General features: G+C 46.5%; 14 protein-coding genes and 2 riboswitches. Of the genes, 2 read left to right on the top strand and 12 right to left on the bottom strand.

Annotation, left to right across the window (positions count from 1 at the left end):
- Nucleotides 1-77 precede the first annotated feature (77 nt).
- The 10 genes from cysI to sat form a co-directional block, all read right to left on the bottom strand.
- Entirely contained in the window at nt 78-1793 is a 1716-nt protein-coding gene (gene cysI, locus QMA01_RS15185) for an assimilatory sulfite reductase (NADPH) hemoprotein subunit (protein ID WP_290215411.1), read from the bottom strand.
- Nucleotides 1794-1825: 32 nt separating this feature from the next.
- Nucleotides 1826-3664: an assimilatory sulfite reductase (NADPH) flavoprotein subunit gene (locus QMA01_RS15190; RefSeq protein WP_290215412.1), complete on the bottom strand. Its 1839-nt coding sequence runs from the start codon at nt 3662-3664 to the stop codon at nt 1826-1828.
- A gap of 32 nt (nt 3665-3696) precedes the next feature.
- Nucleotides 3697-4512: a uroporphyrinogen-III synthase gene (locus QMA01_RS15195; RefSeq protein ID WP_290215413.1), complete on the bottom strand. Its 816-nt coding sequence runs from the start codon at nt 4510-4512 to the stop codon at nt 3697-3699.
- Nucleotides 4513-4534: 22 nt separating this feature from the next.
- Entirely contained in the window at nt 4535-5287 is a 753-nt protein-coding gene (locus QMA01_RS15200; protein WP_290215414.1) for a sirohydrochlorin chelatase, read from the bottom strand.
- Between the two features lie 12 nt (nt 5288-5299).
- On the bottom strand, nt 5300-6076 hold the full coding sequence (gene cobA, locus QMA01_RS15205) for a uroporphyrinogen-III C-methyltransferase (protein WP_290185311.1): 777 nt from the start codon (nt 6074-6076) through the stop codon (nt 5300-5302).
- Nucleotides 6077-6160: 84 nt separating this feature from the next.
- On the bottom strand, nt 6161-6874 hold the full coding sequence (locus tag QMA01_RS15210) for a phosphoadenylyl-sulfate reductase (RefSeq protein ID WP_290215415.1): 714 nt from the start codon (nt 6872-6874) through the stop codon (nt 6161-6163).
- 155 nt (nt 6875-7029) lie between these two features.
- Nucleotides 7030-7147, bottom strand: a riboswitch (SAM riboswitch).
- 146 nt (nt 7148-7293) lie between these two features.
- Entirely contained in the window at nt 7294-8100 is an 807-nt protein-coding gene (cysQ, locus tag QMA01_RS15215) for a 3'(2'),5'-bisphosphate nucleotidase CysQ (RefSeq protein ID WP_290215416.1), read from the bottom strand.
- A complete protein-coding gene (gene cysC, locus QMA01_RS15220; protein ID WP_203341152.1) occupies nt 8100-8702 on the bottom strand; it encodes an adenylyl-sulfate kinase in 603 nt (200 codons plus the stop codon). The genes cysQ and cysC overlap by 1 nt, the downstream gene beginning before the upstream one ends.
- Nucleotides 8703-8713: 11 nt before the next feature.
- The gene (locus QMA01_RS15225; protein WP_290215417.1) at nt 8714-10492 is read right to left on the bottom strand and encodes an SLC13 family permease; all 1779 of its coding nucleotides are present in this window, start codon (nt 10490-10492) and stop codon (nt 8714-8716) included.
- Between the two features lie 18 nt (nt 10493-10510).
- Nucleotides 10511-11674, bottom strand: a complete 1164-nt coding sequence (gene sat / locus QMA01_RS15230; RefSeq protein ID WP_290215418.1) for a sulfate adenylyltransferase — start codon at nt 11672-11674, stop codon at nt 10511-10513.
- A gap of 135 nt (nt 11675-11809) precedes the next feature.
- A riboswitch (SAM riboswitch) is annotated at nt 11810-11916 on the bottom strand.
- A gap of 260 nt (nt 11917-12176) precedes the next feature.
- Between sat and QMA01_RS15235 the strand changes: the two genes are divergently transcribed.
- Nucleotides 12177-12809 (top strand): NAD(P)-binding protein, encoded by a 633-nt coding sequence (locus tag QMA01_RS15235; protein ID WP_290185299.1) that lies wholly within the window; start codon nt 12177-12179, stop codon nt 12807-12809.
- A gap of 34 nt (nt 12810-12843) precedes the next feature.
- Here QMA01_RS15235 and QMA01_RS15240 read toward each other — a convergent pair whose 3' ends face one another.
- Both QMA01_RS15240 and QMA01_RS15245 read right to left on the bottom strand, forming a co-directional pair.
- Nucleotides 12844-13359 (bottom strand): YehS family protein, encoded by a 516-nt coding sequence (locus QMA01_RS15240; RefSeq protein ID WP_203341156.1) that lies wholly within the window; start codon nt 13357-13359, stop codon nt 12844-12846.
- Nucleotides 13360-13557: 198 nt separating this feature from the next.
- On the bottom strand, nt 13558-13770 hold the full coding sequence (locus QMA01_RS15245) for a hypothetical protein (protein WP_191716422.1): 213 nt from the start codon (nt 13768-13770) through the stop codon (nt 13558-13560).
- Between the two features lie 192 nt (nt 13771-13962).
- On the opposite strand from QMA01_RS15245, the gene QMA01_RS15250 reads away from it, so the two are divergent.
- On the top strand, nt 13963-14478 hold the full coding sequence (locus tag QMA01_RS15250; RefSeq protein WP_191716423.1) for a CarD family transcriptional regulator: 516 nt from the start codon (nt 13963-13965) through the stop codon (nt 14476-14478).
- Nucleotides 14479-14549 lie beyond the last annotated feature (71 nt).

Raw genomic sequence — 14549 nt, forward strand, 5'->3', positions numbered from 1 at the left:
ACACTCCTCTTTCATGGATTTTCCTGACAACAATAGCCCGGAAACTACCCCCGGGCTATCGATTGGACTTTATATGATTAGCTATGGAAATTAAGACCCGATGTGACCGCCGCTACATAACCGGCGCGAATAACGAAATCACCGAAATGTTCGTTTTCCTGGCGTTCTTTTGCAAATTGGAAAAAGATCGGTTTCAGCGTCGCTAAAATCTCTTCTTCTCCAATGTTTTCGCGATACATTTTGTTCAGCCGGTCTCCTGCAAAACCCGCCCCTAAATACATATTGTATTTTCCGGGCGCTTTGCCGATAAAGCCGATTTCCCCAAGTGCAGGGCGTGAACAGCTATTCGGGCAGCCCGACATACGGATGATGATTTCTTCGTCACGCAGGCCAGCTTCGTCCAGCGTATCTTCGATTTTGCTGATCAGCACCGGCAAATACCGTTCCGCTTCTGCCATTGCCAAACCACAAGTCGGCAATGCCACACACGCCATCGAATTCTGGCGCAGCGCTGAATTTCCTTTGCCATCAGTCAGTCCGTATTTCTCGACCAAAGCATCGATTTTCGCTTTGTTTGTCGCTGTGACATTGCTGATGATCAAGTTCTGGTTGGCTGTCAGGCGGAATTCCCCTGTGTGGACATGGGCAATTTCACGGAGTCCTGTCATCAATGGGTAGCCGTCAAAGTCTTTAACACGGCCATTCTCGATGAATAGCGTCAAATGCCATTTGCCGTCGCTTTCAATCCAGCCATAACGGTCGCCGTTGCGGTCGAACTGGAAAGGTCGCTCTTCTTCAATCTCCCAGCCTAAGCGCGTATTCAATTCATTTCTGATCCAATCAAGGCCCAGTCTGTCGACAGTGTATTTGAAACGGGCATTTTTCCGGTCCGTCCGGTTTCCGTAATCACGCTGGATGGTCAGGATTTTCTCGCCGACTTCATTGACTTTGTCCGGCGGGCAGAATCCAATGACGCGCGCCAATTGCGGATACGTATTCGCGTCGCCATGCGTCATGCCCATGCCGCCTCCGACCGTAACGTTGAAGCCTTGCAGCTTGCCGCCTTCCAAGATGGCAATAAACCCAAGATCCTGGGAGTAGATATCGACATCATTGGCAGGTGGAATCGCAAAACCGATTTTAAATTTCCGCGGCAAATAATAGCGCCCGTACATCGGCTCCACTTCTTCTGCTTCGTTGCTGTCGACAACTTTTTCTTCATCCAGCCAAATCTCGTGATAGGCTCTTGTTTTCGGAAGCAGGTGTTCACTTAATTCGCGGGAAATGTCATAAACTTCTCCGTGAACATCCGATTGATAGGGATTGGATGTCGACATGACATTCCGGTTGACATCTCCACAAGCAGCAATCGTATCCATCAGGGCATGGTTCATTTCCTGGATGGTGCTCTTCATATTCCATTTCAAAATGCCATGCATCTGGAAAGTCTGGCGTGTCGTCAGCTTTAAAGTGCCATTGCCATGTGTGTTTGCCAGATTGTCCATCGTCAGCCATTGATGCGGCGTGGCAACGCCTGCGGGCAGGCGGACACGGATCATGAATTGGTAGGCAGGCTCAAGTTTCTGCTGGGCACGCTCGTTGCGGATATCCCGGTCATCCTGCATATAGCTGCCGTGGAATTTCAATAGCTTGGTGTCTTCATCGGGAATCGAAGCCGTCAAGCGCTCCGCAAAGCTTTCTTCAATATTGCCCCGCAAGTAGTTGGTTCGGTCTTTGATGACCTCCATTTCACTTGGAGTGCCTTCTATGTCAGTCAATTCTTTAATTTTCATGATAAGCTCCTTTCAATGTTGAGCGGGTCTGCTTAATAAACATCGCGCAAGTAACGTTTGTCGCTGCGCATGGAAGTCAAATACTCTTCCGCTTGCTCTGCACTCATATTGCCTTCCTGCTCCAGAATGGTCGCCAACGTAGCATGGACATCTTTGGCCATGTATTTTTCATCGCCGCAGACATAGACATTCGCTCCAGCTTCCAACCATTGATACACTTCCTGGCTCTTTTCCATCAAACGGTGCTGCACATAAATCTTTTCTGCCGTATCCCGGGAGAAGGCGACATCCATCTTCGTCAGGACGCCATCCTTCAACCATCTTTGCCATTCAGTCTGGTAAAGGAAATCGGTGACGAAATGCTGTTCACCGAAGAACAGCCATGCGTCTCCTTGTGCATCCGTTTCTTCCCGTTCTTCCATGAAAGCACGGTAAGGAGCGACTCCTGTTCCAGCACCGATCATGATGATCGGCGTCTCCGGATTTTCAGGCAAACGGAAACTATTATTGCTTTGGATGAACACTGGGAGCGTTGCGCCGGCTTCTGAACGTTCTGCACATTGCGTCGAGCAGACGCCCGTCCGTTTCCGTCCGTTCGCTTCGTAGCGCAATGCGCCTACGGTCAAATGAACTTCATCCGGATTCGCTTTTGCACTGCTGGCAATCGAATACAGGCGAACCGGTATTTTGCGCAGGATTTTAATGAATTCAGCAGCAGGCGCTTGCCATGGGCCGAAATCTTCCGTCAAGTCGATCAGGTCTCTTCCATAAATGTAGGCCTGGAGCTGTTCTTTGTTTTCAGGTTCCAATAAATTTTTCAGGGCATCACCTTCTGCAAAAGCGGCCGCTTTTTCAAGCAACGGCTTCGACAGGCTGGTGATTTCAAAAGTCGTAATCAATGCGTCGCGCAATGAGCTCGTATCGCCTTGCTTGTTGATCGATACCGAATCATTTGGATTCCATCCTGCCGCCGCAATCAATTGATCAACCAGCTTGTCTTCGTTTTCAGGAACAATCCCCAAGCTGTCTCCCGGTTCGTATTGCAGGCCAGAACCTTCCAAATCGAGTTCCAGATGGCGCGTTTCTTTATTCGACCCGCGCCCATTCAAATTGATATTTTCCAGAACTTCCGCGTTGAACGGATTGCTGCGGGAATAGGCAGGCTTGCTGGCAGCTGGAATTTCTTGAGCAGCCGAAGCAGCTCCCGGACCAGGACGATCTGTTTCTTTGTCTTTGTTCAAGATGCTGAAGACGCCGTCGAACCATTCCTCTGCCGGTTCTTCAAAATCCAAATCGGCGTCTACACGCGGATGAATGCGTTTGGCGCCCAATTCCTCCAGACGCTTATCGAAATCCTTCCCGGTCTGGCAAAAGAATTCGTAGGAGCTGTCCCCCAATGACAACACCGAGAACCGGACATCATCAAGCTTCGGAGCACGTTTGCTGTGCAGGAAGTCATAAAGAGCAATGGCGTTATCCGGCGGATGGCCGTCTCCGTGCGTACTGGTGATGACCAATAAATCTTCGACTTTTTTCAAGTCTTTTGGTTTAAACTCATCCATTGGAGTAAGCTTCACTTGATAGTCTTTGTCCTGCAGTTTTTTCGAAACCTCTTTGGCAACCGATTGGCAGTTGCCGGTATGGGAGCCGACCAGAATGGTGATTTCACGCGTGGCAACCGGTGCACCGCCTTGCTGTGCATACCATTCCAATCCGGGTTGTTCCTGCACCGCTACTGTGGCGGCTGACTGGGTGCCGGCCAAATAACCGTTCAGCCAAATTTTTTGATTGTCGGTCAGCATCGGCAATAAGCGATTGATAAGCTCGACCTGCTCCTGATCGAATGGGCTGTTCATTGTCTGCAATTGCAAATTGTTTCACCTCGAAATTCGTTTATTTTTATTTATTGAAGAATTTGCTGCTGGCGGTAATGATGGTCAATCGCTACGATCATAGCCCCCATCCTTTGGTGTTCGGGCTGCAGCACTTGATTGATGCCATTGCTTTCCAGCTCATTGGCGGTGACTTTTCCGACGGCAACTGCCAGCACCCGGTCATTGAAAGCGTTGGCCAGTTCTTGGCTTTGCTCAGCGTCGGCGAAGATATTCCTCACCTGCGTTTTACTGGTGAAAACGATGGCGTCCAAGGACTGTGCGATGATGGATTGTTTTAATTGGTCCACTATGTAAAGATCTGGTTTTTCATAGGAATAAGGCCGGGATAAGTAAACCGAGTGGCCCTTTTCCTCCAAGATGCTTTTCAGTTTATCGTCGTCCTGGTCGTAGGCTTGTAAAAAGATCCGCTGCGGGCTCTTGCCTTCGTATTCTTCAGCCAAAGCCCCGAGCAGGTTATTCATGGTTCCGTCTTCTGAAACATGGACCGGCTCTAAGCCATGTTCTTTGATCCATTTCATTGTTTTGCTGCCTCGAACAGCCAATTTCGTTTCTTTCAGCTTGTCGATATAACGCGACTGAAGTCCGATGCTTTCTGCGGAATCGGTTAAAGTTCTTGCTCCGATCCCCGTCGTGAAGATGGCCCAGTCAAAAGATTTGGCTAAAAAATCTGTGATGTTCTGTGCGCTGATGTCTTCGTTCAGCCGTTGTCTTCCCTGAATCGGGAGAATGACAGGTGTACCGGACTGCTTTTCGATCAGCAAGCTGATTTCTTTTGCAGCGCGGACTGCGGCGACGCCAATTTTCTTTCCGGCCAATCCATTCATGTTCAATCTCTCCTTCTGTCATTCACCATGCTAATTGTTGCTCACTTTGCAGCGCTTCCTGTGTGCGTTCGGCCAGGGCATCCACCATGGATGGATGGTCGCCTAAATATCCGCATAAGATGACTTGCTGGTCGTCTGAAGACAAAGCGTTGATTTTCTTCTGCATTGATTTCACCAAAAGGCCTGTGAACCATAAATAAGGAACCACGAAAATCTGGTTGCTGCCGGAATTGATGGAAGCTTGCAATCCTTCATCAAATGACGGGGCAGCTGCGGCCAAATAACAGACTTCCACGTTCGGTACATTTGCTTTCACTGCCAGTTTCGCAGCAATTTCTTCAACCGAACGGGTGATTTCCGAGCTCTTCCCGCCTCTTCCGACCAGCAGAATCTTCGCTTCAGGCAATCGCTCCACTGTCGTCTCCTGCAGACGCTCAGCTAAAATCTCAACGAGCCGATCTTGGACACCAAGCGGTTTTCCGTAAGTAAAGCGGATATCCGGATAACGCAAGACCGATTTTTTGATTTCATCTGGAATGTCTTCGTAATAATGTCCGGCGCTCAGCAACAGAACTGGAACGACTGCAATTGCTGTCGCGCCTTGTTTGACAAGGCTGTCAATTCCTTCCCCAATATCCGGACTGGCCAGCTCCAAAAAGCAGGTTTCGTGAAGAGTTACATCTACCTTTTGATGAACCTGCTCCATAAACGCCATCGCTTCATCGCGTGTTTCTTTTACACGGCTTCCATGGCTTACGTAAAGTACAGCCTGCATGTCACCATCTCCTTATCCAACATGGGCGGCAAGCTGGAATTGCTGTTCGTCCTGCAGCTGCTCATACCATTGCAATTTGTCTCTCAATCGAACCACTTCTCCCACCACAATCATCGATGGATTCTCGAAATCCTTGGCGTTTCGGATAATGTCTTCGAGTGTTCCCGTAACCGTCCGTTGGCGTTCTGTCGTCCCCCATTCAATCAAGGCGATCGGTGTCGTCGGTTTTAATCCGTGGCGCATTAAGCGGCCACAGATTTCAGGAAGCTTGCTGACACCCATGTAGATGCACAACGTATCCATGCTTTTGACGACATGTTCCCAGTATTCATCCTGGTCGACGCCCACTTTGCTGACTCCTGAAATAAAGGCTACGGAAGAACTGTAATCACGGTGAGTGACCGGAATTCCGGCGTAAGCCGGCGCTGCAATGCCCGCTGTGATACCTGGAACAATTTCAAACGGGATATTGTGGTCCACCAATGCCTCTGCTTCTTCTCCGCCTCTGCCGAAGACGAAAGGATCGCCTCCTTTTAAACGTGTCACGATTTTCCCCTGCAATGCGAACCGGCAAAGCAGCTCGTTGATTTCTTCTTGCTTCAAGGAATGGTTATCGGGTTTTTTGCCGCAATAAATCAATTGGGCATGTTCTTTCGCTTCGTCCAGCAATTCCTGGTTTATTAAGCGATCATAAAGGATGACATCAGCCTTCTGAATGGCTTTCAACCCTTTCACTGTAATCAAATCAAGGTCGCCTGGACCTGCACCCACTAAATAGACTTTTTTCATAAGCTTCCTAGACTCCTTTTTTCAACCAGAGAAACGATGATTATGCCATTTTCTGATCGGTAATTTACTCTATTGCCGGCCTAATTATGTATGCAGGCCACATTCAGTTTTCGCAAAGCCTTTCCATCTGCCGTCGCGGCTGTCTCCATCAGTCGTCACTGCAAAAGAGCAATGCTTGCAGCCGATGCTTGGATAACCTTCGTCATGCAGAATGTTGTATTCCAGGCTATTCAATTGGATATACTGCCAAACATCGTCCCATGTCCAATGAATCAGCGGACAAACTTTAACCGACTTGAACCGGTTGTCCTTGTTGATGAAATCCGTCTTGCTGCGGCTGGCTGACTGCTCTCTTCTAAGGCCTGAAATCCAAGCCTGTGCACCCGAAAGTGTTTGTTCCAACGGCTTGACCTTGCGGATATCACAGCATTTATCCGGCTGGCTGTTCCATAGTTCATCACCGAACTGGCTGGCTTGCTCTTCTAACGTCAATTCCGGCTTTTTCATCCGGATATTCAATTTCGGGTAGCGCTTCTTGACGCGTTCAATCAGTTCATAAGTTTGGTTGAAGTGGACGTCGGTATCGAGAAACACCACTTCGGCATCGCTTTTCACCTTGGAGATCAAATCAATCAGCACCATGCCTTCTGCCCCAAAGCTGCAAGCATAGACAATATCCTCTCCATAGGATTCATAGGCCCATTGCAGAATATCAGCAGCCCCTTTCAAGAGATCGGCCGGTGCCAGATCTTTAAATGGATCTCCAGTAAATTGCTCGTACGAAACAGCGTGGCTCATCCTAACTTCCTCCTTTAAACTTCTATATATTGAATTAAAGATTTTCAGTAAGCAGTCCCGTTGGTTGGATATTCCTCCGTGCCACTAAAATAAAAACCCCCTCTTCCAATGGAACAAGAAGAGAGGGTACCAATTCGCAGTTTGCGGGGCCTGTCTTCTTATCTTCCAGATCCCAATGGAACCTGCTGGAATTGGCACAGTGTATCCGGTCAAAAACCAGAACTTGTTGCCGAGGCTTCAAAGGGCCAGTCCCTCCACCTCTCATGATAAGAAATACCTTATAAGATTACTTGGTTTTAATAATTTCTCTAAATACTATAGCAATAAAAGATAACTGTCAATAAAACTCTGAAAATATCATTTATTTACTTTCTGCAATACAGAGTTTCCATTTTCTTCATTCACTAGCCTTAAGCTTTTTAGATTCTTGCCAAAAACCAGCCATTCTTCAGGCTTTCTTTGTTGTAGGAAAAGCGGGTTTGGTCTTTAACGCTCTGCACAACTCCGCCAGATGCTTCGACAATCGCCTGGCCGGCTGCCGTATCCCATTCCATAGTCGGTGCAAAGCGGGGGTAATAATCCGCTCCCCCTTCTGCTACCAGACAAAACTTCAGTGAACTGCCTGCCGATATCTGTTCGATTGGTTGGCTATCGTCGTTTATCCGATCGATGAATTCCTGTGTTTCAGCGGACATATGCGAACGGCTTGTTACGATTCGAGTCCGGTCTAAAGCTTTTTTTGCAGTCAACAGAATGCTTCCCTCGAATAATTCATCGGTTTTTTCAAACTTTCGAGCTGAAGCAGCTTCCAATTTAAATGCGCCGCTGTTTTCTTCACCGTAGTAGAAAACATCCATGGCCGGCACGTAAATCACACCCAAAACCGGATAGTTCTCTTCTATTAAAGCGATGTTGACGGTGAACTCACCATTGCGTTTGATGAATTCCTTCGTGCCGTCGAGTGGATCCACCAGCCAAAAACGCTGCCAGTTTTTCCGCTCTTCATAAGGGATTTTATTGCCCTCTTCGCTGAGAACCGGTATGTCTGGGTAGGCAATCTGCAGTCCTCTTTCAATGGTCTGATGCGACCGCTGATCGGCAATGGTCAGTGGTGAATCGTCAGCCTTCGCTTCAATGATCAATTCCTGTCCATAAACCGCCATGATTTCTTTGCCGGCTGCAAGACTGATTTCCAGCAATTTCACTGGATCAATGCCACTGGCCATCAGCCCAGATATCCTGCTTTCTTCAAGTAATCTGTAATTGTCTGAACCGACTCTTCCAAAGTCTGCTTGTCGGTTTCAATGACGATTTCAGGATTCACCGGTTCTTCATATGGCGCATCGATGCCTGTGAATCCTTTGATTTCGCCGGCTCGTGCTTTTTTATAGAGGCCTTTCGGGTCGCGGTCTTCGCAAGTGTCCACACTGCATTTGACGTATATTTCAATGAACTCATCTTCTTCAAGCAAGGCACGCACCTGGTCGCGATCTTCCTGATACGGCGAAATAAATGCCGATAGCGTCAATACCCCTGCATCACTCATCAGTTTTCCAACTTCACCGATGCGGCGAATGTTTTCTGTCCGGTCTTCCGGGCTGAATCCCAAATTTTTATTCAATCCGTGGCGGACATTATCCCCATCCAATAGATAGGTACGGATTCCAAGTGCGTGGATCTCTTTTTCCAGGGCCACAGATACCGTCGATTTTCCTGATCCCGATAACCCGGTGAACCACAGCACCCCGCTTTTGTGGTTATTCAATTTTTGTCTGTCCTCTTTTGTGACACTTGATTCATGCCATACAATATTCGTTGATTTGGTCATCTTTTCTCCTCCTAAAACCAGTAATAGTAAACGATTCCGATGGTCACCGACATAACCAGAATGCTGAGTGGCGTGCCCACTTTGACATAATCCATGAATTTGTAGCCGCCTGGCCCATAGACGATCAAGTTGGTCTGATAACCGATTGGGGTAATAAAGCTTGCAGAGGCAGCAATCGTGATGATCACTGCGAAGCCCATGGGATCAAGCTGCAGGTTGCTGGCCATTTCAATGCCGATTGGAATCATCAGGACAGCCGCAGCGCTATTGGTGATCAGTTCTGTAAAGATGCTGGTCAGCAGGTAAATTAAAATCAGAATAGCTAGCAGGCCGAACGGCTGTCCGATTGCCAACAAGCCATCCGCCGCCCATTGCGCCAGACCAGTTTTGGTCATGGCCGCTCCTACCCCGAATGCACTGGCGATCAGCAGCAGCACATTGAACTGCACGTCGTTTTTTGCATCGTCCATTGAAACCGACTTGGTCACCAGCAAAATCAGCACAGCCAATGCCATGGCTTTGAACATGCTCAACCAACCGACAATGACACAGGCGATTGCCCCCAAAAGTACCAGTAATGAAAACCAGCCCACCAAGCGGCTTTCCTCAAGTGCCTTAGGCATTTTCATAGAAGACACTACATAAAAGTCGTTGGATTGCTGGTACTTTTCCACAAACCCATTGCCGGCGAGCAATAGCAAAGTATCGCCCGGCCGCAGAATGATATCGCCGACTTTGCTTTTGATGCGCTCGTTATTGCGGTGAACGGCCATTACACCTGCATCAAAGCGTGAGCGGAACTGGGATTGCTTGATGGTTTTTGACAATAGCGACGATTCATGGGAAACGACAGCTTCTGCAAGCTGCGTATTGCCGTTTTTCAAGTCATCCAATTGGAGGTTTGTACCCGTCTTTAAGGTCAGACCTTTTCTTTTTTGGAGATCTGCGATGGTGGCAATGAGCCCGGTAAAGATTAAGCGGTCTCCAGACTGGATGACCGTTTTGGAGCTGACCGACGAAATCCGTGTCTGATTCCGGATGATTTCTATCAAGTACAATCCCTTTAAATCACGTAATTTAGCTTCTTCCACTGTTTGGTTGATATGTGGAAAGGTTTCTTCCACCACCATTTCAGCAATGTATTTCCGGGAATCTTCAGCCACCTGTTGGCTGAATCCTTTATTCTCGGGCAAAAGCATATTGCCGATGGTGAATAGATAGATCAAGCCGACAATAGTGATGGGGATGCCGACAATCGCCAATTGGAACAGTGAAAATCCAGGAAGCCCATAATCGATCAGCATACCGTGGACTACCAGATTCGTTGAAGTTCCCATCAGCGTGATGGTCCCTCCTAAAATCGTTACATACGACAAAGGAATTAAAACCTTTGATGGTGCAATGTTCCTTTCTTCACACCATTTCTTCAATAATGGGGTCAGTGTCACGACAATCGGCGTGTTATTCAAAAAAGCAGAGATTAACGGAAGCGGCAGAAAAATACGGAACAGTGAACCTTTCAGGCTTTTGCCCTTGTTCAGCCAGCCAATCATCATCTGGTCGATTAGGCCATGCTTTTGTACAGTCCCGACTACGATGAACAATAAGGCGATGGTCAGCATTCCCGGATTGGAAAAGCCGCGCAACGCTTCTTCTGTCGTTAAAATTCCAGACAGCAGCAAAACCACCAATGCCGAAAACACAATCATATCTGGGCGGGCAATTTCAAAAAGGAGCGCACTGACCATAGCGATGATGACAATTAGCACAAAAACCATTGAGACTGACATGGGCAACCATCCTTCAATTTAGTTACTTGTTACGGTCTCCCGCAAGCCTTTAATAAGTACATCGGCTACTTCCGGACGGGAAAACTGTTTTGGCGGTTTTTCTCCGTTGCGAAGCAATTCGCGCACTTTCGTACCGCTTAAATGGACGTGGTTTTCTGCAGTGTGCGGGCACGTTTTGGCTGTTGCCATGTTCTCACATGCATTGCAGTAGAACGAATGCTCAAATTTAAAGATTTGGATGCCCAGTTCTTCTTCAAACTGGCTGATGAACTCCTGTGCTTCGTATGTGCCGTAATAGTCACCGACCCCTGCATGGTCGCGGCCGACGATAAAATGCGTGCAGCCGTAGTTTTTGCGGACAATGGCATGAAGAACCGCTTCTTTTGGCCCTGCATAACGCATTGCTGCTGGATAGATCGCGAGGCGTGCTCTATCTGCCGGATAGTAATGCTTTAAAATGACCTGGTAACTTTCCATCCGGACTGCCGCTGAAATGTCATCTGATTTCGTTTCACCGACTAACGGGTTCAACAACAAGCCGTCGACTACTTCAAGTGCTGCTTTCTGAATATATTCATGTGCACGGTGCACGGGGTTGCGCGTTTGGAAACCGACAATCGTCTTCCAGCCAAGTTCCTGGAACAACTGGCGTGTTTCAACTGGGTCCAAGTGGAATTCCTCGAATTCGCTGTGGTCTGGTCGATTCAATAAAGTAATCGGACCAGCTAGGTAAACATCGCCGCGTTCGTATAATTTCTTCACACCGGCGTGTGCTTCTTCTGTTGTTCCGTAAATTTTCTGTGCTTCCAATTGCTTGTCATATGCGTACTTTTCCGTCAGTTCGATTGTTCCGTAAATGACGCCGTCTTCGCCTTTCAAAGCAATTTCATCCCCGACCTGATAGCTGTCCGCTTCTTCTGCCGTAACCGATAGCGTAATTGGAACACTCCAAACCGTTCCATTGCTGAGACGGGATGTATGTACCACACTTTCATAATCTTTTTGGCCGAGGAAGCCGGTCAATGGGCTGAAGCCGCCGATTCCGATCAATTCCAAATCCGAGATTGCCCAATCCGAAATGAATAAAGAAGGAAGCGACTCTGCATTTTTCAATGCCTTTTCTCTTTCACTGCCCGTCACCTGTCTGTTTACCAAATCTCCACCGTGTGCTTTGCTTGTCATTTCATTACCTCCAAGGTTAGTTTTATGTAGTGCCGTCTATTTCAAAAACGTTCTGAAACCAAATCTCCAAGGCGTTCGGACAAAAAGAAAAGGACCCTCTTCGACAAGAAGAAGGTCCGAAAAAACAAAACGATCTTCTTATCTTCTAGGCTATTGAAAGCCTATTGGAGTTAGCACCGTTTCCTTAAAGGAGGGTTGCTGAGACATCAAAGGGCCAATCCCTCCGTCTCTCTTGATAAGAACGCATATTCAATTTTCATTTGAATTGTTTGAAATATTTGATTTCACAAAGTATATAATAGACTATTCCTAGTGTCAAACTATGTTTTAAGTTTTTTATTTTTTTCTATACAGAAAAGTTAGTCTATCAACAGGTGATGGATAAAAAATATTTTTCTAATGAAAAAATGAGATCTGAATTACCAGGATGAATTGAATAGCGGCCACAAAACGCATAGAGATTATTTTTGGTAATATTAAAAGAGTTGAGGAGGCGGAGAAGATGACGGTGATTCCGATCATGATTGAAATGAAAGGAAAAAAAGTGATTGTGGTAGGTGGAGGACGCATCGCGAAGCGCAAGCTGAGTGGTTTGATAGATAGTGGAGCAGAGCTGTTGGTCATCAGTCCGGTGGCCGATCCTGCCATAATCGCTTGGGATGATGAAGGTAAAATTCTCTGGAAGCAGAAATGTTTCGAGCCAGCGGATGCCGAAGAGGCTTTCATGATGATCATCGCCACCGATGATCCGGCTACAAACGCAGAGTCCAGAAAAGCTGCACCTTCCAATTGCCTAGTGAACGCCTCTGATGAAGCGGAGGCTGGCAATATCCATTTCCCTGCTCATGTCAAAAGGGGAAAATTGAGCATCGCAGTTTCTACAAACGGCGCCAGCCCGATGCTTGCAAAGAAAATCAAGCAAGATCTGAAGTCTCAGTTTGATGAAAGTTATGAACAATACCTAGATTTTCTTTTTGAAGCAAGGCAGCTTCTCAAGAAAACAACAATTTCAAAAAACGCAAAAGAAGAATACCTCCGTGGCTTTCTGGATGAATCCTTTTTACAAGTTGCGTCACAAGAAGCGTCACTCCGGGAATTGCGGCTTTTGATGAATAATAAAAAGGACTTGGAATAATTCATTCCAAGTCCTTTTGAGCTGATAAAGAGCGTTAACTTCTGTACTTGATCGCCAAGCCTTTCAAGAAATTGCGCGCATAGCGGTCTCCGCATTCTTTATAGTTTTTATGTCCCACTTTTCGCAGCAATGCACCCAGCTCGCCTCTTGTCACCGTGACGCCTGCCAAATCCCAAATCTCCAGCATGTCCTCACTGTTCAGCTGCAAAGCGATTTTCACTTTCTTCAAAAGCAAGTTGTTGGAACGCTCGTTTGTCGATTCCGGGAATTCAGGTTGCCCTGGTTTCGGCTCCTGACGGCCTCTCTTGAAAATGATGAAGCCATTCAAAAACGATTCAAACAGATGGTCATCCGCTCGGATGTAGTCATCGTTATCTTGTTCGGCCCAAATGCTGTCATCCTCTTCTTCGCTTTCAGGTGTTTTCGTCAGCACTTTCAGCACTTCGTCCTTGCTCAAATCAATGCCGCCCAATTTAAAAATCTCGACCATATCGTTATTTTTTATATCCAGTGCATAACGCAATCTGATCAATAAATCATTATTATCCATTTTCTTTGCCTCCTGTTGATTTCCAGTAATGAATGCTTATCCACTATAAAGAGAAACTTCAATCAGTGGGGGTTTTCTTCATCCCCCACTGATTGTTAGTTGATTCACTGACCGTAAAGCGGGATAAATCCATCCCTAATAATAGCACATAATTCACAGTTCATCAGGCTTCCGGAAAGACAGCAAAAAAAGACAGCTTTATATCGCTGTCTCTTGATTTTCTTTATTTTTAATGTCTTTTAATTGCTTTACTTTATCCTGTAGAACCGTAATAATTTCCAGGGATTCAGGGTCATTTAATGATTCATCATAAAAAAACTGCAGGTCCCGTTCAATATCCGCAAACCGTTCATTATAATGCCTCAGTTTTTCCGCAATGATCAATTGCTTCGCTTCTTCTACACTCTTCATTTTATTGTGACCTCCGCTTTGATGACCAACTAACCTATTCTTTTCTAGTTTCCCTTTTCTAAACCTTTTTAACCCTTTATTTTTGTCTTTTCTGTGTCTATAGATACATCCAATTAAATTGTCAACCTAGTTTACAATTTAGGTTTTTTATGTTATGATGAATTTAGTTGAGATAAGTTGAGGAGGAAAAAAATGTTCACTATTGGAGATCACATCATTTATTCCGCCCATGGTTTATGTAGAATTGACGATATTCAGGACGTAACCGTTTCTGGCGTCACCAAGCAGTATTACAAATTGCATCCTTTGGAGAATACCCGAGTGACCATCAGTACACCAGTCGACAACGAAAAAGTTGTCATGCTGAAACTTCTTCAAAAAGAAGAAGCCCTTGAAATCATTGAAACGTTCAAGCAGCCTGGAGGCGAGTGGACCAACCATCCAAACTCCCGCTTAAAGAAATATTCTGAAGTTATCAATACGGGAGAACGCATGGAAATTGCGAGAGTCGTCAACACGCTGATGCGCAAGAAGTTCGAAACGCAACTAGAGAAAAAGACGCTCTATGAACGCGATTATAAACTTTTAAACAATACCCAAATCATTCTTTTCAAAGAACTGGCACGTGCGCTTGGCACCAGTTTTGAGGAAATCAATAAACAAATCAATGACATGATCAAGGAAGATGAACCTCTTCCGGTCGTGTAATAACTGCTTTTCACTATACAAGAACGCCCTGCTTCATCAACCGATTGATGAAGCAGGGCGTTCTTCGAATT

This window comes from Planococcus notacanthi, from assembly GCF_030407825.1.
Lineage (GTDB): Bacteria > Bacillota > Bacilli > Bacillales_A > Planococcaceae > Planococcus > Planococcus notacanthi.